This window comes from Mycobacterium sp., assembly GCF_049280035.1.
In the GTDB taxonomy this organism is placed as follows: Bacteria; Actinomycetota; Actinomycetes; order Mycobacteriales; family Mycobacteriaceae; genus Mycobacterium.
Genome location: NZ_JBAPPI010000795.1, coordinates 1 through 19,343, shown reverse-complemented (window position 1 = coordinate 19,343; position 19,343 = coordinate 1). Strand labels below are relative to the sequence as shown.

Sequence of the window (19,343 nt, the reverse complement as noted above, 5' to 3'; positions counted from 1 at the left end):
CCGGGGGGTTGAACGACCTCTCGATCTCCCGCACGTCGTTCGACTGGGGCGTGAAGGTGCCCGAGCATCCGGAACACGTCATGTACGTCTGGGTCGACGCGCTGACCAACTATCTGACCGGGGTCGGCTACCCCGACACCGAATCCGAGATGTTCCACCGCTACTGGCCTGCCGACTTGCACATGATCGGCAAGGACATCATCAGATTCCACGCCGTTTACTGGCCGGCATTTCTCATGTCCGCCGGAATCGAGCTCCCGACAAGGGTTTTCGCGCACGGCTTCGTGCTCAACAGCGGCGAGAAGATGAGCAAATCGGTGGGCAACGTGGTCGATCCCGTCGCTCTCATCGACGAATTCGGCGTCGACCAGGTGCGCTACTTCTTCCTGCGCGAAGTGCCCTTCGGCCAAGACGGCAGTTATAGCGAAGAAGCGATCATCACCCGGATCAATACGGACTTGGCCAACGAATTGGGCAACCTCGCCCAACGATCATTGTCGATGGTCGCCAAGAACCTTGACGGGACTGTCCCGACGCCCGGCGATTTCACCCCCGAGGACGCCGAATTGCTGGCCGCCGCCGATGGCCTGCTCGACCGAGTACGCGCCGATTTCGACTCGCAGGCGATGCATTTGGCGCTAGAGGCGATTTGGCTGATGCTCGGCGCCGCGAACCGGTACTTTTCAGCGCAGCAACCGTGGGTGCTGCGCAAGAGCGAATCGCAAGCAGACCAGGCCCGCTTCACCACCGTGCTCTACACGACGTGCGAAGTGGTGCGGATCGCGGCGTTGTTGATCCAGCCGGTGATGCCCGAGTCGGCGGGCAAACTACTGGATTTGCTCGCCCAGCCGGCAGATCGGCGAACGTTTGCCGCGGTCGGTGAGCGGTTGGCGCCCGGCACGGTCTTGCCTCCGCCGGCCGGTGTGTTCCCGCGCTACCAAGCCGAATGAGCCGCGCTGCTCGCACGAAGGAATTACGCTGGTGCGCCGGCGATTTGGAGGCTAGAGGCAGGGCTGCGGCTATCGGCGGGTGAAAGTGAAGTGCGTGACGCCGTTGGGGGTGCTCACCGCCTCGACCTGGAACCTGCCCTCGAGGCCCTCCAGTTCGGTCCAAAGCGGTTCGCCGCGCCCCAGAATTATGGGCACTACCGCGATGTGCAGGTGGTCGATCAGGTCCGCGGCCAGAAACTGCCGGACCGTCGACGGACCCCCGCCGATCCGGATGTCGAGGCCACCGGCCGCCTCTCGCGCCTGTTCAAGTGCTTCGGCGGGACTAGCGTCGATGAAGTGGAACGTCGTACCGCCCTCCATCTCTATCGAAGGTCTGGGGTGATGGGTGAGCACGAACGCCGGCGTGTGAAATGGCGGGTTGGCCCCCCACCAACCTTTCCATTCTTCGTCGGCCCATGGCCCACGCTGGGGACCGAACTTGTTGCGGCCCATGATCTCCGCGCCAATGCCAGGCCCCCAGTTGCTGGCCACCGCATCGTCGATACCCGCGCCTCCGCCGCGTTCGCCATGCATCGCGCGAAAGGTCCGCGTTGCCGAGAACCAGTCCATCAGTCGGTTCCCAGCATGGCCGAAGGGCGCATCCAGACTTTGTCCGGTTCCCGTGCCGAAGCCATCGAGAGAAACGGAAAAATTGTGAACGCGCACACGTGACATGGCTAGGTCTCCTTATCTGAGCGGAACTTGGCATGACCGACACAAGGATGGACTGCCGCTACCCGCCGAACTCATCGAGCCAGGCAGGGCCGACACCCTACTTGGGTCGTTTTCCAGCTCCACCGTCGTGGTCCGCAAGCGACGGCTACAGGATGGCCGGATGGGTGATGACGGTCAGCGCGAAGGTGGCGCCATTGAGGGCCAGCAGGAATGCGGCGAGCCCGAACTGCGGGGAGATGTCGTGGGCCAGCACGTGGGTGTACATCGCGCACACGAAGAAGATGACGAGTCCGGCCGCCGCGGCAAGGCCCATGGCCGGAATCCACAGGCCGACAATAAGACCCAGCGTGCCGAGCGTTTTGAGGGTGCCGATTGGAAACGTCAGCCACGACAAGGGCACCCCCGCGGCTTCCATGCCGGGAATGATCGGTGCGAAGTGCAGCAGGGCGCTCACTCCGGAAAACCCGTTGAAGGCGATCGCGACCAGTGTCACGACAAGGTAGGCGGTGTGCATGGGTTCCTCAGCTGGTTGGTAGCGGGTCGAATCGGAATACTGCGATGCGTCCGGCGAGCGCCTCGACTTCCTCGGGCGTGCCCTGGCGCACCAGCCCGGCACGCTTGAGGAAGCCGACGGCGATCGGCACCTCGGATGGAACAGCGCGCAGTACCGGGCGGGCTTGGTCGGCAGACAGCTCGACGATCGTGACCGGCCGGTTCTTGCGGCCGTGGCTCAGCGTTCCCGCGCCGGCAGCGCGGGCGTTGCGCTCCCAATCGGCACCCGGGTACCCGGCGACGGTGTAGAGCTGCCCGTCGACGGTGAACGGCGTCATCGGTGTGCTGCGGGGTTGACCGGTCTTGCGGCCGGGCACCGTCAACACCATCGGCGGACCCGTTGGGATACCGAGCTTTTGCAACGCGATCATGACCTTGTTGGCCGGCTTCAGCCACCGCGGGGGCTTCGGGTCAGGCATCACATACCTCGCTACGCGCCCAGGTGTGCCGACAGCAGCCAGCCGGCGACCGACACGCGGCCGTCGGGCTCGGCGCGAAATTCGGCGCCCATCAAGGTGGACAAATCCGCGGAACCCCCTTCGGGGGCGTTGGCGTACAGACGCGCGGGCGTGATCTCGTCGATGACCCAGTACTTCGACACGACAGCACGCAACTCGTCGGCAGTGACCGCATTAGCCGGACCGTTGGGCATCGCCGCCTTGTCGAAGACCAGCACGAAGTACGACGCGCCCGGCGCGGCGGCGCGAACGATGGAGCGTTGGTATCCGTCGCGGGCATCCACCGGGATGGAGTGAAACAGCGTGCTGTCGACAATGGTGTCGAAGCGGCCGTCGTAGCCGGTGAATGCGCTGATGTCGGCGACCTCGAAGCTCGCGGTGGTCAGGCCTCGCTGCTGCGCCTCAAGCCGGGCCAAGTCGATGGCGGTGGGTGAAAGGTCCAGGCCCACCGTGATGTAACCCCGCTCGGCGAGGTACAGCGAAATGGCGGCTTCCCCGCATCCCACGTCGAGCACCTCGCCGTGGAACTTGCCGGCCTCGATCAGCGCGGCCAGCTCGGGTTGTGGTTCGCCGATGCTCCAGGGCGCCCGCACCCCCACCCCGAGCTGAGTGAATTCACGGCGGTAGGCCGATTCGAAAACGGAGTCCATATCCAAGGGTTCAGTCATGACAATCGGTATATCAAGCTACTTGGTATATGTCAATATGGTTGATATGAATGACTATGACGATCTGACACTGGGCCATCTGCTCCAGCGCGCGATGGGCCTGCTGCGGCCGCAGGTGAGCGCGGAGCTGCGCACGCTGGGTCTGGGACTGCCGCAGTTCGTCTGCATGCGGATCCTGTCCATGTCACCCGGGCGCTCCAGCGCCGAGCTTGCCCGCGAAACCAACGTGTCACCGCAGGCGATGGATCAGATGTTGGGCGGGCTGCAAGAGCTGGGCCTGGTCGCAAGGCCGGCGGCCGCATCGTCCGGGCGCGCGCGCCCAGCCCAGCTGACCGCCAAGGGCAGGGCACTTCTCAAGCGCGCCGAAACCGCCGTGCGCGCAGCCGACGACAGGATGTTGGCCGACCTGCGGCCCAGCGAGCAGAGTGAATTCAAACGGCTTCTCTACGTTGTTGGGTCGCGGCAAACCAACGGCCCCGCGCCTTGCATTTTGTCTGACGACGTCGACACCGACACATAGGCCGCGAGCGCTGAGTTTCTGCCCCGGCAACGGTCTATACCCGCATGACGATCACATCACAGAATCTCGACGGCTACGGCGCACCGCCGATCGAATGGTCGCGCGTACACAAGGTCTTGACGAGCGACCTCACCCAGGCGCCCGACACCGGCGGTCCCAACCGGCACACCGCGTGGCTGACGACGATCAACCCCGACGGCAGCCCACACGTAATGCCGGTGGGCATCGCCAAGGTCGATGCCACCTGGTACTTCACCTCCGGACCTCGAACCCGCAAATCGCGCAACCTCGTTCGCGACTCCCGATGCGTGGTGAGCATCGCCACCGGCCCGTTCGATCTCGTCATCGAAGGGACAGGCCAGCGAGTCACCGCCGCTGATGAGCTGCACACCGTGGCCGCCGCATATCGTGACGGAGGCTGGCCGGCCGTGGTCGACGGCGAGGCGCTGACCGCCGAATACAGCGCGCCATCGGCGGGCCCTTCGCCGTGGCATGCTTATCGAGTTGTCCCGGCAACGGTTTTCGCACTGGGCACTTCCGAGCCCTACGGCGCCACACGATTCGACGTGCGACCGCCTGGATGACGGTCGTCCTCAACGCATGGGTGACGCCGCGGTCGCATCCAGCAGGATTGTCTCGACGTCGAGCATGTCTTGGGGGTCAAAGCCTTTCATGTCCGCTTTGAACTCTGCGCTGGCCAGATATTCGCTTGTGAGCTCCTCGGGGTTTGCACCGTCCGCGTATGAGATGAGCGCGAACAGCCGGTTTTCCTCGTTAGCTCGTTCTGTCCAGACGCCGTAGGTGGTCACCCCGAATGTGTCGAGACTTGAAATGTGACGGGCCCAGTGGACACTCGCATACCGGTCGAGCGCATCCTCGGTACGTAGCGTGTAGATCCTGAGTTGGAACATTATTGACGTCACTCCTCAGACGACCAGCGCGCTGCATAATGCCGCGACTGCAAGGCCCTGTAGCGTGGCTCGGGCGGTGATGACTCTGTCCCAGTTGCGTTGCAGCGCACGCGCATCCAGCGCCGGGTGGGCGAGGTCAGCCGCGGCAATGAGTTGACGATTGATCGGCGCGCTCACTCGCAGATAGAGCACCAACCAGACGATAAGCAGGCCGACGCCGACACCCGCAGCACCGGCTTCAGCCCAGCGGCCGGACGCTGCGGCGAGTGCGACGCTGATCGCCGCGGCGACTAGCCCGAGCACCCCCGGCACCGGCATCCGCCGGTCGCCGTAGCGGTGCACGTTGCCCATCACCGCGACCAGGACTTGGTCATCGACGTGGTTCAAGGCGGGCCGTTGCACCATCGCGCAGAACACGTCGGTGCCATAGACCACGGCGGTGCCCAACACCGCGATCAATGCGCACAGCCGCGCGAGCTCCATCACCGCTCGCTACCCGCCCGGTCCGGTTGTGGCAGCGCACCCATCTGTTGCAGCAGCTCCAGGGTGTTCAGCTCGTCCCAGTGCTCGGCGAACATGCCGTCCTGCACACGCCATATGTCGATCGATCGCATCTCGACGTCGCGGCCGGTCGCGGGAATCCCGAGGAATTCGCCCGTGTGGGTTCCCCGATAGGTGAAACGGCCCACCACCCGGTCGCCGCCGATCACGAGATCCTCCATCGTCGCGGTCAGATCGGGCAGGGCGCTGAAGAACGCGCCCCAAAAGCGGCGATTGGCTTCGCGTCCGTCGCCGACGAAGACGTTGTGATTGATGTAATCGCGGGCCACGAAGCGGTCGACCAGATCCGGGTCGCGTTCGTTGAGCATCGTCACGAAGGTTTCGGCGAGGCCCTGTGCACTTGTGGTCATGTCGCAGACTTCCCTCCAGTAGTAGGTGTTAGCAACGCTAACCCTTGGCATTGATCGTGTCAATAGCATTGCTAGTTTTTGTATCGACGCTAACATGACGCCATGGCCATCGAAGACCGTCGGGCCCGGGACCGGGCCGCGCGACGCCAGCTCATCACCACCACGGCACGCAAGCTTGCCGAGCAGGAGGGTTGGGACGCCGTCACCACCCGCCGGCTTTCCACCGAGATCGAGTACAGCCAGCCGGTGTTGTACAAGCACTTCTCGAGCATGGAGGGAGTCGTCGCCTCCGTCGCCCTGCAGGGATTCGGCGAGCTCGCCGATGCGCTGTCTTGGGCGCGCAGCGGTGCGACCGACGGCCGGGACGCTTTAACGCGAGTCACCCACGCGTTCATCCGGTTTGCCCACGACAATCCCGCCTTGTTTGACGCGATGTTCACCCGCGCCACGACACTGCACTTCGCCGCCCCGGAGACCCCGGTTGAGTTGAACGCGGCCTTCGCCGAGCTGTGGGCGGCGGTCGGCATGGTCGCAGGCACTCGGGATGCCGACACGCTCACCGAGGTGCTCTGGGCGGCGCTGCACGGGTTGGTCACCCTGGACCGCGGCGGCCGGTTACGTCCGGAATATCAAGCCGCGCGGGTGGATCTGCTGCTGTCCGCGTTTTCGCAGGCGACGTGAGCCTGGTCACAGCCGCCAAAACGCTGTCACATCCGCGAGCTGGGCGGTGTCTCAAGGGCAGAACACCCCGTAAGAACAGGAGACAGCAATGACCGACCAGCGCACTCACATCGTCGTGATCGGCGGCGGATACGCCGGGACGCTGGCCGCTAACCACCTGCGGCTGCGTGCGGACGTCGACATCACCTTGGTGAATCCACGTCCGATCTTCGTCGAGCGAATCCGATTGCATCAGTTGGCCGCAGGCAGCGGCACCGCCGCCGTCGACTACGGTAGCCTGCTCGGCGAGGGCATCCGGCTAGTCGTCGACGACGCCGAGCGGATCAACACCGCCGACCGCCAGATCGAGCTGGCTTCTTCCTTCGTATTGGACTACGACTACCTGATCTACGCGGTCGGCAGCACCGGTGCGGTGCCGGCGGCGGTGCCCGGCGCAGTCGAATTCGCCTATCCCGTCGCTGAATTCGAGCATGCCGAAAGACTGCGCGCAGCGCTGGACGAGCTGCATCCCGACGCGCCTGTCGTGGTGATCGGCGCCGGCTTGACCGGCATCGAAACGGCATCCGAGTTGGCCGGGCACCGCCGGGTGACCTTGGTCTGCGGTGGCGTGCTGGGGCCGTCGCTGAGCCGGCCGGGCCGGCGCTCGGTGGCGAAGTGGCTGCGCCGCCTGGGTGTCGACGTGCTCGAGACCGCCGTGGTCCGCGAGGTCCGCTCCGATGCGGTGGTGCTGGCCGACGGCGCGCTTCTGCCAAGCGCGCTGACGGTGTGGACGGCGGGCTTCGGCGTGCCGGAGCTGGCCGCCCGCAGCGGGCTGAGCACCGACCCGCTGGGCCGGTTGCTCACCGACGAAACGCTGACCAGCGTGGACGACCCACGCATCGTGGCGGCCGGAGACGCGGCGGCGCCGTCCGGCCAGCCGCTGCGGATGAGCTGCCAGGCGGCCGGGCCGCTCGGAGTACAGGCCGCCAACACGGTGCTGAGTCGCATCGCCGGCACCCAACCGGCGGCGCTGAGCCAGGCGTTCGTCGGACAGTGCATCAGCCTGGGCCGCACGTATGGCACCCTGCAACTCGCCCGCACCGACGACACCCCGGTCAACGCCGTCCTCGGTGGCCGGATCACCGCGTCGATCAAAGAGGCAATCTGCAAGGCGACGGTGTGGTCGATTCGCCGCGAGGCCGCCAAACCCGGGTCGTACTTCTGGCTCAAGGGCGGCAAGCGGCCCGAACAGCCGGCGAACGACGCGGTCACAGTGCCGTGACCACGTCCGACGAACATGCCGAGCGGTTTATGCTGCTGCGGCCGTTGCTGTTCACCATCACCTACGAAATCCTCGGCTCGGCAACCGAATCCGACGACGTGTTACAGGACAGCTATCTGCGCTGGGCGCAGGTAGACCTGTCAACGGTGCTAGACACCAAGTCCTACCTGGCCCAGCTGGTCACGCGTCAGGCGCTCAATGCACTGCGCGCCGGCGCTCGGCGTCGGGAGGACTACGTCGGCCCGTGGCTGCCCGAGCCGCTGCTGCTCGAGAAGCAGGACCCGTCGGCCGATGTCGTACTGGCCGAATCGGTTTCGATGGCGATGCTGGTGCTGCTGGAGACATTGGGCCCCGACGAACGCGCGGTGTTCGTGCTGCGAGAGGTGTTCGGCTTCGATTACGACGAAATCGCCTCCGCAGTGGGCAAATCCGTAGCGGCGGTGCGCCAAGTCGCCCATCGGGCCCGCGAACACGTGCACGCCCGGCGCAGGCGCTTCACCCCGGTGGACCCGGAGCACAACGCGCGCATCACGGCACAATTCATGGCCGCGGCGTCAACCGGCGACGTAGCAACCGTTATGGCAATGCTGGCACCCGACGTGGTGTGGACCGCCGACAGCGGCGGTAAAGCCAGCGCGGCGCGCCGACCGGTGGTCGGCGCCGAAAAGGTCGCTCGCACGGTCGTCGGGCTGGTGGGCCGGGCCGGCCAAATTCCCGATGTTCGCGTGGAAATGGCGATGTGCAACTCCGCGCCGGCCGTCTTGCTTTACCGCGCCGACCTTCTGGAGGGCGTGTTCACCATCGAGATCATCGACGGCATAATCACCAACTTCTACGCGACGCGCAATCCCGACAAGCTGACGAGGCTGACAACCCCACACGAGATCAGCCGGGGCTGAACTGCCAAGCTGGTGGGGTGAGAATCGACCGGCTCGGCGATCTTGGCGGCGCACCCGAGGTGCTCCGCGCCATCGGCGACGCCACCAACCGGCTGGATCTGCCGCCGCCGGCTGCGCTGACCGGTGACTGGTTCGATGCGCTGGCGGTGATCGCGCCGAGTGTGTCGGTGCGACCCGTCGATGCCGCCGAGGCGTTCGCCGTGCGACCGGGTGCAGACAGCACAGCGGTCGGCGGTGGCTGGATCGGCTACCTGTCTTACCCCGATTCCGGCGCCGACGGACGGCCTGCGCGAATACCCCAAGCCGCAGGCGGCTGGACGGACTGCGTATTGCGCTGCGACCGCGACCGGCAGTGGTGGTACGAGAGCCTGTCCGGTGCCCCCATGCCGGCTTGGCTGTTGGAGGCCCTGACGGCGCCGGTGCCGGCGCGGCCGTACCGCATCGACTGGGACGCGGCCGACCGTCGGGCGCATCGCAGCGGGGTGCTGGCTTGCCTGGAGGCGATCCGCGCCGGCGAGGTCTACCAGGCCTGCGTGTGCACCCAGTTCGCCGGCGCGATCACCGGCGAACCGCTGGACTTCTTCGTCGACGGTGTTGCGCGCACCGGCCCGGCGCGGGCCGCGTTTGTCGCTGGACCGTGGGGGGCGGTGGCCTCGCTGTCGCCGGAGTTGTTTTTGCGCCGTCGTGGTGAGGTCGTCACGTCGAGCCCGATCAAGGGCACGCTGCCGCTGGACGCTCCGCCGTCGGCGCTGAGGGCCTCGGTCAAGGATGTCGCTGAGAACATCATGATCGTCGACCTGGTCCGCAACGACCTGGGTCGCGTCGCCTTCACCGGATCGGTCACCGTGCCGGAGCTGCTGGTGGTGCGGCCCGCGCCGGGTGTGTGGCACCTGGTGTCGTCGGTCTCGGCGCTGATGCCGGTCGAGCTGCCGACGTCCGCGTTGCTCGACGCCGCATTCCCGCCGGCCTCAGTTACTGGCACTCCGAAACTTCGTGCCCGACAACTGATTTCACAGTGGGAGCCGTCCAGACGTGGAGTATATTGCGGCACAGTCGGTTTGGCGTCGCCGGTAGCTGGCTGCGAGCTCAACGTCGCAATCCGCACCGTGGAATTCGACACGGCCGGCAACGCGGTGCTGGGGTCCGGCGGCGGAATCACCGCCGACTCCGACGCCGACGCCGAATGGGACGAATGCCTGCACAAGGCGGCGTCCATCCTCGGGGCGGGCGCCGCCTCAGCGGCGCGATCGCAGCACCGCGTCGTAGAGCTCACGCCGTGACGGTGCTCCAGGCGTAGCGGCAATCACTTGCGCGCAGGCGTCTTTGACGCCCATCCCCGCATCGACCAAAGCGCTCACCTCAACCACCAGCGCCGGCAGGTCAGCGCGCGGGATGGCACCGGCCAGCACGACGGTGATCTCGCCCAGCACGCCGTCGGCCGCCCACGTCGCCAGTTCGGCCAGCGATCCACGGACCACTTCCTCGTGCACCTTGGTCAGCTCTCGGCACACCGCCGCCCGGCGATCCCCACCGAGCTGTTGGACCGCGTCACGCAGACATGCAGATAGCCGGCGCGGTGATTCGAAGAACACCACCGTGCGCTGCTCTTTGGCCAGCGATGCCAGCCAAGCACTTCGCGCCGAATGCTTCCGCGGCGCGAACCCCTCGAAGCAGAACCTGTCCGACGGCAGTCCCGATACCGCCAGCGCGGTGGTCACCGCCGACGGGCCGGGCAGACACCGGACCGGCAGACCGGCGTCCAGGCACGCCAGCACCAGGCGGTGGCCTGGGTCGTTGATCAGCGGCATCCCGGCGTCGCTGACCACCAGCACCGTGGCGCCCGCTCTGATCGCGTCGACCAGCTCAGGCACCCGGGACGCTTCGACGTGATCGAAGAAGCTGACGATATTGCCGCCGATCCGGACATCGAGCGCCTTGGCCAGCGTCCGCACCCGGCGGGTGTCCTCGGCGGCCACGACATCAGCCGACGACAGGGCAGCGATCAGCCGCGGTGAGGCATCGGACGGCTGGCCTAACGGCGTCGCGCCCAGCAACAGTCGACCAGCGCTCATGGGCACAGCCTACGATCGGTCGCGTGACAGCCGCCCCGCCCGATGAACTGGTCGCCACGGTCGCTTCAGCGCGGGCAGTACCCGTTATCAGCCCCGGGCCGATGATGCCGGTGCCCGACTTCGGGCCCGTGGACCGGCTAGAGGGCTGGGTCGTGACCGCCGTGATCACTGCTCTTGCCGCGGTGACCCGGACGGTGAACCTCGGTTCGCCGACCGATGCCGGCACACCGATTTTCGACGAGAAGCATTACGCGCCGCAGGCATGGCAGATGCTGCACAACCACGGCGTGGAGGACAACCCCGGATACGGTCTGGTCGTTCATCCACCCGTCGGCAAGCAACTGATCGCCATCGGTGAGGCCCTCTTCGGCTACAACGGACTGGGCTGGCGGTTCACCGGCGCAGTACTCGGCATTGTGCTAGTGGCCCTGGTCGTGCGGATCGTACGACGGATCAGCCGCTCGACGTTGGTCGGCGCAATCGCCGGACTGCTGCTGATCGGCGACGGGGTCAGCTTTGTCGTGGCGCGCACGGCACTGCTCGACGGCTTCCTGGCTTTCTTCGTGGTCGCGGCGTTCGGCGCGCTGATCGTTGACCGGGACCAGGTGCGCGAGCGCATGCATGTGGCGCTGACCGAGGGCCGCAGCAACGAGACGGTGTGGGGGCCGCGGCTGGGTGTGCGTTGGTGGCGGTTCGGCGCTGGCGTGCTACTCGGTTTGGCTTGTGCGACAAAGTGGTCCGGGCTGTACTTCGTGGTGTTCTTCGGGTTGATGTCGTTGGCGTTCGACGTTGCGGCACGCCGCCAATACCAGGTGCTGCGCCCGTGGCTGGGCGTCATCCGCCGCGACCTTGTCCCTACCGCTTACGCTTTCCTGCTCATCCCGTTCGCGGTGTACCTGGCCAGCTACGCGCCCTGGTTCGCCTCCGAGACCGCAATCGATCGACATGAGGTCGGCCAATCGATCGGACCGCACACGGATTTCCCGTTACCCGATGCCATCCGATCACTGTGGCATTACACCGCCAAGGCATACGACTTCCATGCCGGCCTGACGAATTCAGCGGGCAACTACCATCCCTGGGAATCCAAACCGTGGGCGTGGCCGATGTCGCTGCGACCGGTGCTCTACGCGATCGACCAGCAGAACGTCCCGGGCTGCGGCGCGCAGTCGTGCGTCAAGGCGGTGATGCTGGTCGGGACACCGGCGATGTGGTGGCTTTCGGTGCCCGTCCTCGGCTACGCCTGCTGGCGGACGATCGTGCGCCGCGACTGGCGTTACGCCGCGGTGCTGGTCGGCTACTGCGCCGGTTGGCTGCCGTGGTTCGGCGACATCGACCGGCAGATGTACTTCTTCTACGCGGCCACCATGGCGCCGTTTCTGGCTATGGCGATCGCACTGATCCTCGGCGACATCCTCTACAAACCGGGTCAGAACGCCGAACGTCGCACCCTCGGGCTGATCGCGGTGTCCTGTTATGTCGCACTGGTTTTGACGAATTTCGCGTGGCTGTTTCCGGTGTTCACCGGTCAGCCGATTTCACAGGCCACCTGGAATATGGAGATCTGGCTGCCCAGTTGGCGTTAGGGCTTCGCGTCCGGAGTCTAGAGTCCCCCGCCTCGACCGTTGAGCAAGGTGCATGACTGCGTGAGTGCCGGCTCGTAGATGACGTCGCTGCATTCGCATTCCCATGTGGTGTGCCGACCGCAGGAACACGGCATGCTTCCGACGATCATGTGTCCCGGCAGCAGCCAGTGGCCCCGCGTGCACCGGTGGGGTCGCTTGCCCATCTGTGTTCGCTCGATGAAGCGGACGAGGTCGTCAACATCAATAGTCACAACCACCACACTGGCAGGCTCCGCGTCGCAACGGCAAATCGGTTGCCGGATCGTTATGGTTTGGTGTCCTGCTGTGGGCGTGTCGTTGATCTAACGCGCGCGACTACAACGGGTCGCGAGCGGCGGGACAGGACATACACCGCGGGCCGCCGCGACCGGTGCCCAGCTCGGATACGGCGATCGTCAGCACCTCGATCCCGGCGTCCGCAAGACGAGCATTGGTCCGCGTATTGCGCTCATAGGCGACGACGACACCGGGCGCCAGCGCCAACGTGTTGTTGCCGTCGTCCCATTGTTCCCGTTCGGCGACAACGGGATCCAGCCCGGTGTCGATGACGCGTAACTTGTCGATACCCATCGCGGTGGCCGCGGCTTCGACGAACGGCGCTTCGTCGGAGATCTTCACACCATCAGGTGTGCACGCAATCGTGAAGGCGGACAACGTATCGACGACATTGGCGTACATCACCACCGCGTCAGTGTCGACCATCGTGCACACGGTGTCGAGATGCATCTGCGCTCGTTCCTTGGCCAGCGGCACGGCCAGTACCGTGCTGGCCAGATCATCGTCGAACATGCTGCGCGCCAAGGCTTCCGCACCCGCCGGAGTGGTCCGCTCACCCACTCCGACCGCGATGACACCCGGTGCCAGCAACAACACGTCGCCGCCTTCTACGGGCGCGGTGCGTGATTCGTAGGCCCGGCGCACACCGGTGAATCGCGGATGGTGGGCATAGATTAGGTCGGTCAACGACGCCTCGCGTGCCCGCGCCGGCAGCGCCAACGACGGGATGACGATCCGGGGTCCGACCCAGATCGACGAGTCGCGGGTGAACACCAGGTTCGGCAGCGGCTCGATGGCGTAGTCGCTGTCGTGATGCATCCGGTGCACCAGCGAGTTGTCCGCGCGGGCATCTGACGGCAGCTCGGCGAACGTCATGCCGGCCATCAGCACATCCGCTAACGTGGTCGGGTCAAGGCCTCGCAGATGGGCCGAGAGCTCTTGTGCCAGAGGCATTCCGAGGCGTTGGGCGTCCACTGATGCGGCGATACCCTGCATCCTGGCAGCGCCACTGCCGAGAGCTTCCATCAAGAGGTTGGACAGCAGCAGCACCTCGACGCCACGGGAGCTGAGCAACTCGGCGAACGAATCGTGTTCTTCCTGCGCCCTTGCGACCCATGGCAATCCGTCGAACAGCAGATCATCGCTGTTGCGTGGCGTGAGTCGGCGCAGTTCGGCGCCCGGTCGGTGCAGGATAGCCACCCTTAGCGCGCCCACTTCCGAGTTGACCCCCAGCTCGGTACTACTCACACTTAGCACGGTAACCCGAACCGTCACCTCAAGTACGGTTTAGGTAGATGATTCTGCGTTGTAGTCCAAGCGGCGGTGATTACACGCCGACTGGCGCTTTTGAGCTGACGAAGGCAGGGACCACGAAGCGACGCAGTATCGACCGGTAGCGCCTGACGTCGCCGTCACCATCCTCAAGGCCGCGCATCACCATCACCGAGACGTTGCCCAGCCACAAGTGGATGTCCGACCGCGGCAGCCCAGGTGGCAGTTCATTGTTCGCCACGGCCGCGTCGAGAACGGGATCCCACATCTCGGCTCTGATTATCTCCGTCGTTCCCGAAGCGTTCATTCGTCGGCCGAGGCTCGTGCCATCGGGGTCGATGCAGTGCCGTGTCAGGGGGTCCCGGCGGGCGTGTTCGGCGGTGTAGAGGACAGTCTCGACGATCTGATCCGGAAGGCTGCTCTGCCGGGAGACCGATTTGCGCGCCCGGACGAGCAAGGCCCGCGCGTGCCGTGTGATCAGCTCGATGAGCAGATCGTCGCGGTCAGCGAAATAGCGGTAGACGCTGGGCCGCGACAACCCAACCTCACAGGCAACGTCGTCCATCGTGGTCTTGCGGATCCCGTGGCGATCAATGCAGCGTTCAGCGGCGGCCAGGATGCGCTCGCGCGCGTCGTCTGTGCTCGTAGGTGCGGCTAGCTGACTGGCCGATCGTCGCGGCATAAGCGCCATATTACTCGATACGTCAATCGTCTGGTGTTATCTTCGCGGCCCGTCTTACGTAGTGGCACAGGTTGACATGTCGTACTTGATACGCTCATACTGACTGCTGACATTTTTCGTTTTTTGTCAGGCAGGAGTGCGGAGATGCCACTGGGACTGCAGCACCGGATCGCGATAGTCGGCGCTGGATTGATCGGGTCGGCGTTGGCCGGTCACCTGATCCTGGCCGGAAACAAGGTCATCATTGGAGCGCGACGCCCTGACGCCTTCACTCCGCCCGCCTACCAGCGGGAAGACATCGACTACCCGGTCGGCACGATTGAGGAAGCAATCGATGGGGCGGAAGTGGCGATCCTGGCGATCCCGAATGCGGCCGTTGCGCTGTTCGCCGAGGTTTATCGCGATCGGTTGGCCGGCGCCGTCGTCATCGACCCTTCGAATCCGTTCCTCTGGCACGACGACGGTGTGATGACCATCAAGGATCTCGGCGGCAAAACCTCTGGGACGGTAACCGCTGAGCTGTTCCCGAAATCATCGGTGGCACGCGCTTTCTCACACCAGCTCGCCGAAACGCTGTGGCTGCGAGGTCGCCGGGAACCCGGTCGATGGGGTATCGGCTACGCGGCCGACGACAACGATACCGCCTGGATCACCGCCGAAATCATCACCCAAACCGGCTTCGCGCCGATCCGAGTCGGCACGCTGGCCCACTCGGCGCCCATTGATCCCGGCGGAGTGCTATTCCCCGGCCTCTTGGGACTCTTCAGCCCACAGGGTATGCGGACGACCCTCGATACGGGGCCATTCACCAGGGAACTGCCATGTCGCACGTGACACCCGCGCCTAGCTGCTCGCTACGGAAGCACGCACCCGTCCTGATTACCGAGAGCCAAGTTGCATTTAGCACGGCAGCGGCCAGACCAGTCGCGTCGACCCGCCGCCGGTGGCTGGACACAGCCCTGATGGGCGGACTGGGCCGCATCCTCATCGCACTGACACAGCCCCGGCCACACCAACCGCGCCGTCAGCTCGCCTATTTCGAGGCGGCGCGGATGTCTCGGGCGATGGACCGACTGTGACGGCGCGTTACTGATTGGTTAGCGAAAGGAGTTTAGGTGAAGGCTATTCCAGCTACCGGGAGGCGGTCTCCGAGGCGCTTCCAGTTCTGGAGGCGATCGCCAATAGCGCAATGGGCTGTGCGGTTCCGAACGGCCCCCAGGCTGGGTCGGTCGTCCGTGAAGTCTGATCGACGCGCCCAGGCGGCGGCGATGATGCCGTTAATCCGCATCGAGGTGACGCCCGCACTCAGCGGCATCTTCATCAAGCGTGCCGGTATCGGCGGGCCGAAAACTACTGCACGGCAATCTTTATCTAGAAGATATTCGGGTGTTTCGTGGTTTCGGTCAAGCGCCGGCGAGCAGACCTGGTCGACCATGAGGTACAGATCTCCTTACCGCTCAGACGGAACTCGGGTTCCGCGTAGTTGGGAGGTCCTGCCGTGCGGGCTCGAGTCGGGCTGTGCACGGACGTCGACATTCGACGACCCCATGGCGGGCGGATGACTGGAAGGGCAGGAGGCACGCGTTGTTCCGAGTGTTCAAGAAGGTGTGGATGCCGTTGCTTCTGGTCGTCGTGGTCGCGCTCGGTGCATACGCGGTCGTCCGAATCCGCGACACGATCGGCGCGCACGAATCGGCGTCGGCCGACGCAGGCAATGGTGACAATACGAAGCCGTTCAACCCGAAACACATCGCATACGAGATCACGGGTTCGGGGGGCAGCGTGAACGTCGACTACCTCGACGAGAACGGCCAGCCTCATCGCGTCGACGCTGCGGCGTTGCCGTGGTCCTTCACGATCGTCACGACGTTGCCGTCGATGTCGGCCAACGTTGTCGCTCAGGGCGCTCGCGGAGTCAACGGCCTTCGGTGTCGCGTCGTCGTCGACGGCCAGGTGCGCGATGACCGCAGCGCCGACGAATATCAACCGTTCATCTACTGCCTGGTGAAATCCGTATGAGCAACGCGCACTCCGCGCCACGCCGCCCGATCGTCCCCCGGCTGATCCGCGTCCTGTCGATCCCCATCATCGTGTTCTGGGTGCTGGTCGCGGTGGGCCTGGGCCTGCTGGCTCCGTCTCTGGACGCCGTCGCGGACAAGCATTCGGTGTCGCTGGCGCCGCAGAACTCGCCGGCATTTCACGGCATGATGAACATCGGTCACGTGTTCAAGCAGTTCGATTCGGATTCCACGGCGATGGTGGTCCTGGAGGGGCAGGACAAGCTCGGCGACAGCGCGCACGTGTTCTACAACCAGATCGTCACGAAGCTCCACGCGGACCGGGGGCACGTGGAGAACGTCCAGGACTTCTGGAGTGACCCGCTGACCGCTGCGGGCTCGCAGAGTCCGGACGGCAAGGCCGCCTATGTGCAGGTCTTCCTGGTCGGTGCTCAGGGCACCGGCCCCAGCAAGACGTCGGTGGCCGCCGTGCGCAACATCGTCGCCTCAGTGCCTTCGCCGCCGGGGGTGAAGGCCTACGTGGCCGGCAACACCGTGCTGAATGCCGACGTCAGCGTCGCGGGGCACAAGAGCCTCCAGCTGATGGCGGTAGTGTCGATCGGCGTCATCTTGGTGATGCTGCTGATCGTCTACCGCTCGGTCGTGACCGCGATTCTGGCGCTGGTGATTGTTGGTATCGAACTCTTTGCGGCGCAAGGCATCACGGCCACCGCGGGCAACTTGAACATCATCGGTCTGACGCCGTATGCGGTGAGCATGGTCACGATGCTGACCATCGCCGCGGGAACCGATTACGTGATCTTCCTGCTGGGCCGATATCAGGAAGCCCGGTCGGCGGGTCAGGACCGGGAAGTCGCGTTCTACACGGCCTATCATGGCGTGTCGCACGTGATCCTGGGTTCGGGGTTGACGGTTGCGGGTGCGTGTATGTGTCTGACCATGTGCACGTTGCCGTACTTCAATTCGATGGGTTTGCCGTGCGCTATCGCGCTTTTGGTGATCGTGGCTGCGGCGTTGACGTTGGCGCCGGCGATCCTGGCCGTGGGGTCCCGGTTCGGTCTGCTCGATGCTAAGCGGGAGCTCTCGACGCGGGGCTGGCGCAAGGTCGGCACGGCCGTAGTCCGCTGGCCCGTGCCCATCATCGTCGTGACGCTGGTGATCGCGATCATCGGCTTCGTCAGCCTGCTGACCTACGTGCCGCAGTACAACGACGAGAAGTTCACGCCCACCGACATGCCCGCTAACGTCGCGATGAAGGCGGCCGAGCGGCACTTCTCCCAAGCCCGGATGAATCCCGAGTTGCTGATGCTGGAAGCCGATCACGACCTGCGCAACCCGGCGGACATGCTCGTCATCGACCGGGTCGCCAAGAGCGTGTTCCACTTGCATGGCATCGAGCGGGTCCAGACCATCACCCGGCCGCTGGGGGCGCCGATCGAACACAGTTCGATCCCGTTCCAGATCGCCATGCAGAACTCGGGCACCCTGCAGACGGCCAAGATTCAGAACGACAACACCGCGCAGATGCTCGAGCAGGCCGACGAGTTGGGCAAGACCATCGCCAACATGGAGCACATGTACGCGATCATGAAGCAGCTCACGGCCACCACCCATGACATCGTCGCCCAGACGCACGACATCGTGGACACTACCAACGAGTTGCGGGACCACATCGCCGACTTCGACGACTTCTTCCGACCTATTCGCAGCTACTTCTACTGGGAAAAACACTGCTTCGACATTCCGAGTTGTTGGTCGCTTCGCTCGGTCTTCGATACCCTCGACGGGATCGATGAGCTCGCCGACCAATTGCAGGTCATGACGGGGAGTCTCGATCATCTCGACCAGTTGATGCCCCAAATCCTGGCGACGCTGCCGCCGACCATCGAGTCCATGAAGACGATGCGCGACTTCATGGTGGCCACGCACAGCACGATGGCCGGCATCCAGGCCCACCAGCAGGAACTGGCGCAGGGCTCGACGCTTATGGGTAATTACTTCGACGAAGCCAAAAACGACGACTCCTTCTACCTGCCGCCGGAGGTGTTCAAGAACCCCGACTTCGAACGCGGCCTGAAGATGTTCGTCTCTGCTGACGGCAAGGCCGTCCGGTTGATCATCACCCACCAGGGTGACCCGGCCTCGGTGGCGGGCATCGAGCACGTCGCCGGGATCAAGGAAACCGTCGCCGACGCCGTGAAGGGCACCCCGCTGGAGAACGCGAAGGTCTCACTGGCCGGTACCGCCTCGCTCTACAGCGACATGCAGACCGGCGTCACCGTCGACTTGTTGATCGCCTGCATCGCCTCGATGATCCTGATCTTCGCGATCATGCTGCTGATCACTCGCAGTGTGGTAGCCGCCCTGGTCATCGTCAGCACGGTCGCCGCCTCGCTGGGCACCGCATGTGGACTGTCCGTGCTGCTGTGGCAGGACATCCTGGGACTCGGCTTGCAATGGGTCGTGATCCCCCTGTCGGTCGTGATCCTGCTCGCCGTGGGTTCGGACTACAACCTGCTGGTGGTCTCGCGGCTCAAGGAGGAGATCCACGCCGGCCTCAACACCGGCATCATCCGCGGCATGGGCGCCACCGGGCGCGTGGTCACCGCCGCCGGCCTGGTGTTCGCGTTCACCATGATGTCGATGATCGTCAGCGACCTGCGCGTGGTCGGCCAGCTGGGCATGACCATCGGCATAGGCCTGCTGGTCGACACGCTCATCGTGCGCTCGTTCATGACCCCCTCGATCGCCGCCGCACTCGGCCGCTGGTTCTGGTGGCCATTGAACACCTTCAAGATCGTGAGGAGAGGCGGTCCCGAGCCCGTATCCGACGCGAACACCGGGCCGATTTCAAGGCCGGCGATGGTGTGAAT

22 protein-coding genes are annotated in these 19,343 nt (G+C 65.0%); 11 read left to right on the top strand and 11 right to left on the bottom strand.

Annotated elements, in window-relative coordinates; translation table 11 throughout:
- On the top strand, positions 1-950 hold a 950-nt coding region (locus WAN71_RS25365), incomplete at its 5' end, for a methionine--tRNA ligase (RefSeq protein WP_422227965.1).
- A 69-nt stretch (positions 951-1,019) separates the two neighbouring features.
- Here WAN71_RS25365 and WAN71_RS25360 read toward each other — a convergent pair.
- From WAN71_RS25360 to WAN71_RS25345, 4 genes are all read right to left on the bottom strand, one after another.
- Positions 1,020-1,664, bottom strand: coding sequence for a dihydrofolate reductase family protein (locus tag WAN71_RS25360; RefSeq protein ID WP_422227964.1), 645 nt, complete (start codon positions 1,662-1,664; stop codon positions 1,020-1,022).
- Between the two features lie 145 nt (positions 1,665-1,809).
- Complete coding sequence (locus WAN71_RS25355) at positions 1,810-2,178, bottom strand: DoxX family protein (RefSeq protein ID WP_422227963.1); 369 nt, start codon at positions 2,176-2,178, stop codon at positions 1,810-1,812.
- Positions 2,179-2,185: 7 nt separating this feature from the next.
- Complete coding sequence (locus WAN71_RS25350) at positions 2,186-2,635, bottom strand: nitroreductase family deazaflavin-dependent oxidoreductase (protein ID WP_422227962.1); 450 nt, start codon at positions 2,633-2,635, stop codon at positions 2,186-2,188.
- Between the two features lie 11 nt (positions 2,636-2,646).
- On the bottom strand, positions 2,647-3,342 hold the full coding sequence (locus WAN71_RS25345; protein ID WP_422227961.1) for a class I SAM-dependent methyltransferase: 696 nt from the start codon (positions 3,340-3,342) through the stop codon (positions 2,647-2,649).
- Between the two features lie 37 nt (positions 3,343-3,379).
- Between WAN71_RS25345 and WAN71_RS25340 the strand changes: the two genes are divergently transcribed.
- Together WAN71_RS25340 and WAN71_RS25335 are read left to right on the top strand one after the other, a co-directional pair.
- Positions 3,380-3,862, top strand: a complete 483-nt coding sequence (locus tag WAN71_RS25340) for a MarR family winged helix-turn-helix transcriptional regulator (RefSeq protein WP_422227967.1) — start codon at positions 3,380-3,382, stop codon at positions 3,860-3,862.
- Positions 3,863-3,906: 44 nt separating this feature from the next.
- On the top strand, positions 3,907-4,446 hold the full coding sequence (locus tag WAN71_RS25335) for a pyridoxamine 5'-phosphate oxidase family protein (RefSeq protein WP_422227960.1): 540 nt from the start codon (positions 3,907-3,909) through the stop codon (positions 4,444-4,446).
- Between the two features lie 9 nt (positions 4,447-4,455).
- Here WAN71_RS25335 and WAN71_RS25330 read toward each other — a convergent pair whose 3' ends face one another.
- The 3 genes from WAN71_RS25330 to WAN71_RS25320 are packed head-to-tail and all read right to left on the bottom strand — an operon-like array spanning position 4,456 to position 5,684.
- On the bottom strand, positions 4,456-4,773 hold the full coding sequence (locus tag WAN71_RS25330; protein ID WP_422227959.1) for an NIPSNAP family protein: 318 nt from the start codon (positions 4,771-4,773) through the stop codon (positions 4,456-4,458).
- Positions 4,774-4,788: 15 nt separating this feature from the next.
- Entirely contained in the window at positions 4,789-5,256 is a 468-nt protein-coding gene (locus tag WAN71_RS25325; protein WP_422227958.1) for a DUF1772 domain-containing protein, read from the bottom strand.
- Positions 5,256-5,684 (bottom strand): ester cyclase, encoded by a 429-nt coding sequence (locus WAN71_RS25320; RefSeq protein ID WP_422227957.1) that lies wholly within the window; start codon positions 5,682-5,684, stop codon positions 5,256-5,258. The genes WAN71_RS25325 and WAN71_RS25320 overlap by 1 nt, the downstream gene beginning before the upstream one ends.
- A gap of 102 nt (positions 5,685-5,786) precedes the next feature.
- Here WAN71_RS25320 and WAN71_RS25315 point away from each other — a divergent pair, with 102 nt between their 5' ends.
- From WAN71_RS25315 to WAN71_RS25300, 4 genes are all read left to right on the top strand, one after another.
- Positions 5,787-6,365, top strand: a complete 579-nt coding sequence (locus WAN71_RS25315; protein ID WP_422227956.1) for a TetR/AcrR family transcriptional regulator — start codon at positions 5,787-5,789, stop codon at positions 6,363-6,365.
- Positions 6,366-6,453: 88 nt separating this feature from the next.
- Positions 6,454-7,626 (top strand): NAD(P)/FAD-dependent oxidoreductase, encoded by a 1,173-nt coding sequence (locus tag WAN71_RS25310; RefSeq protein ID WP_422227955.1) that lies wholly within the window; start codon positions 6,454-6,456, stop codon positions 7,624-7,626.
- Positions 7,623-8,525, top strand: a complete 903-nt coding sequence (locus WAN71_RS25305; RefSeq protein ID WP_422227954.1) for an RNA polymerase sigma-70 factor — start codon at positions 7,623-7,625, stop codon at positions 8,523-8,525. The genes WAN71_RS25310 and WAN71_RS25305 overlap by 4 nt, the downstream gene beginning before the upstream one ends.
- A gap of 17 nt (positions 8,526-8,542) precedes the next feature.
- Entirely contained in the window at positions 8,543-9,805 is a 1,263-nt protein-coding gene (locus WAN71_RS25300; RefSeq protein ID WP_422227953.1) for an aminodeoxychorismate synthase component I, read from the top strand.
- Here WAN71_RS25300 and rsmI read toward each other — a convergent pair.
- Positions 9,761-10,597 (bottom strand): 16S rRNA (cytidine(1402)-2'-O)-methyltransferase, encoded by an 837-nt coding sequence (gene rsmI / locus WAN71_RS25295; RefSeq protein WP_422227952.1) that lies wholly within the window; start codon positions 10,595-10,597, stop codon positions 9,761-9,763. The genes WAN71_RS25300 and rsmI overlap by 45 nt on opposite strands.
- Positions 10,598-10,698: 101 nt before the next feature.
- Here rsmI and WAN71_RS25290 point away from each other — a divergent pair, with 101 nt between their 5' ends.
- Positions 10,699-12,183 carry a dolichyl-phosphate-mannose--protein mannosyltransferase gene (locus tag WAN71_RS25290; protein ID WP_422227966.1) on the top strand — a complete coding sequence of 495 codons (1,485 nt, stop codon included), beginning with the start codon at positions 10,699-10,701 and terminating at the stop codon, positions 12,181-12,183.
- 354 nt (positions 12,184-12,537) lie between these two features.
- On the opposite strand, the gene arcA is transcribed toward WAN71_RS25290, so the two are convergent.
- Together arcA and WAN71_RS25280 are read right to left on the bottom strand one after the other, a co-directional pair.
- On the bottom strand, positions 12,538-13,746 hold the full coding sequence (arcA, locus tag WAN71_RS25285) for an arginine deiminase (RefSeq protein ID WP_422227951.1): 1,209 nt from the start codon (positions 13,744-13,746) through the stop codon (positions 12,538-12,540).
- Positions 13,747-13,825: 79 nt separating this feature from the next.
- Positions 13,826-14,452 (bottom strand): TetR/AcrR family transcriptional regulator, encoded by a 627-nt coding sequence (locus tag WAN71_RS25280; RefSeq protein WP_422227950.1) that lies wholly within the window; start codon positions 14,450-14,452, stop codon positions 13,826-13,828.
- Positions 14,453-14,596: 144 nt separating this feature from the next.
- On the opposite strand from WAN71_RS25280, the gene WAN71_RS25275 reads away from it, so the two are divergent.
- Entirely contained in the window at positions 14,597-15,286 is a 690-nt protein-coding gene (locus tag WAN71_RS25275; RefSeq protein ID WP_422227949.1) for an NADPH-dependent F420 reductase, read from the top strand.
- 277 nt (positions 15,287-15,563) lie between these two features.
- Here the strand turns inward: WAN71_RS25275 and WAN71_RS25270 are convergent, their stop codons facing one another.
- Complete coding sequence (locus WAN71_RS25270; RefSeq protein WP_422227948.1) at positions 15,564-15,887, bottom strand: hypothetical protein; 324 nt, start codon at positions 15,885-15,887, stop codon at positions 15,564-15,566.
- A 176-nt stretch (positions 15,888-16,063) separates the two neighbouring features.
- Here WAN71_RS25270 and WAN71_RS25265 point away from each other — a divergent pair, with 176 nt between their 5' ends.
- Together WAN71_RS25265 and WAN71_RS25260 are read left to right on the top strand one after the other, a co-directional pair.
- Positions 16,064-16,471: an MmpS family transport accessory protein gene (locus WAN71_RS25265; protein WP_422227947.1), complete on the top strand. Its 408-nt coding sequence runs from the start codon at positions 16,064-16,066 to the stop codon at positions 16,469-16,471.
- Positions 16,468-19,341: an RND family transporter gene (locus WAN71_RS25260; protein ID WP_422227946.1), complete on the top strand. Its 2,874-nt coding sequence runs from the start codon at positions 16,468-16,470 to the stop codon at positions 19,339-19,341. Before WAN71_RS25265 ends, WAN71_RS25260 begins: the two co-directional genes overlap by 4 nt.
- The last annotated feature ends 2 nt before the right edge of the window (positions 19,342-19,343 follow it).

Excerpts from the sequence above, each read along its gene's own strand:
- WAN71_RS25360 (WP_422227964.1), bottom strand. The coding sequence starts at position 1,664 with ATGTCACGTGTGCGCGTTCACAATTTTTCCGTTTCTCTCGATGGCTTC.
- WAN71_RS25355 (WP_422227963.1), bottom strand. The coding sequence starts at position 2,178 with ATGCACACCGCCTACCTTGTCGTGACACTGGTCGCGATCGCCTTCAAC.
- WAN71_RS25350 (WP_422227962.1), bottom strand. The coding sequence starts at position 2,635 with ATGCCTGACCCGAAGCCCCCGCGGTGGCTGAAGCCGGCCAACAAGGTC.
- WAN71_RS25345 (WP_422227961.1), bottom strand. The coding sequence starts at position 3,342 with ATGACTGAACCCTTGGATATGGACTCCGTTTTCGAATCGGCCTACCGC.
- WAN71_RS25340 (WP_422227967.1), top strand. The coding sequence starts at position 3,380 with ATGGTTGATATGAATGACTATGACGATCTGACACTGGGCCATCTGCTC.
- WAN71_RS25335 (WP_422227960.1), top strand. The coding sequence starts at position 3,907 with ATGACGATCACATCACAGAATCTCGACGGCTACGGCGCACCGCCGATC.
- WAN71_RS25330 (WP_422227959.1), bottom strand. The coding sequence starts at position 4,773 with ATGTTCCAACTCAGGATCTACACGCTACGTACCGAGGATGCGCTCGAC.
- WAN71_RS25325 (WP_422227958.1), bottom strand. The coding sequence starts at position 5,256 with ATGGAGCTCGCGCGGCTGTGCGCATTGATCGCGGTGTTGGGCACCGCC.
- WAN71_RS25320 (WP_422227957.1), bottom strand. The coding sequence starts at position 5,684 with ATGACCACAAGTGCACAGGGCCTCGCCGAAACCTTCGTGACGATGCTC.
- WAN71_RS25315 (WP_422227956.1), top strand. The coding sequence starts at position 5,787 with ATGGCCATCGAAGACCGTCGGGCCCGGGACCGGGCCGCGCGACGCCAG.
- WAN71_RS25310 (WP_422227955.1), top strand. The coding sequence starts at position 6,454 with ATGACCGACCAGCGCACTCACATCGTCGTGATCGGCGGCGGATACGCC.
- rsmI (WP_422227952.1), bottom strand. The coding sequence starts at position 10,597 with ATGAGCGCTGGTCGACTGTTGCTGGGCGCGACGCCGTTAGGCCAGCCG.
- WAN71_RS25290 (WP_422227966.1), top strand. The coding sequence starts at position 10,699 with ATGATGCCGGTGCCCGACTTCGGGCCCGTGGACCGGCTAGAGGGCTGG.
- WAN71_RS25280 (WP_422227950.1), bottom strand. The coding sequence starts at position 14,452 with ATGCCGCGACGATCGGCCAGTCAGCTAGCCGCACCTACGAGCACAGAC.
- WAN71_RS25275 (WP_422227949.1), top strand. The coding sequence starts at position 14,597 with ATGCCACTGGGACTGCAGCACCGGATCGCGATAGTCGGCGCTGGATTG.
- WAN71_RS25270 (WP_422227948.1), bottom strand. The coding sequence starts at position 15,887 with ATGGTCGACCAGGTCTGCTCGCCGGCGCTTGACCGAAACCACGAAACA.
- WAN71_RS25265 (WP_422227947.1), top strand. The coding sequence starts at position 16,064 with ATGCCGTTGCTTCTGGTCGTCGTGGTCGCGCTCGGTGCATACGCGGTC.
- WAN71_RS25260 (WP_422227946.1), top strand. The coding sequence starts at position 16,468 with ATGAGCAACGCGCACTCCGCGCCACGCCGCCCGATCGTCCCCCGGCTG.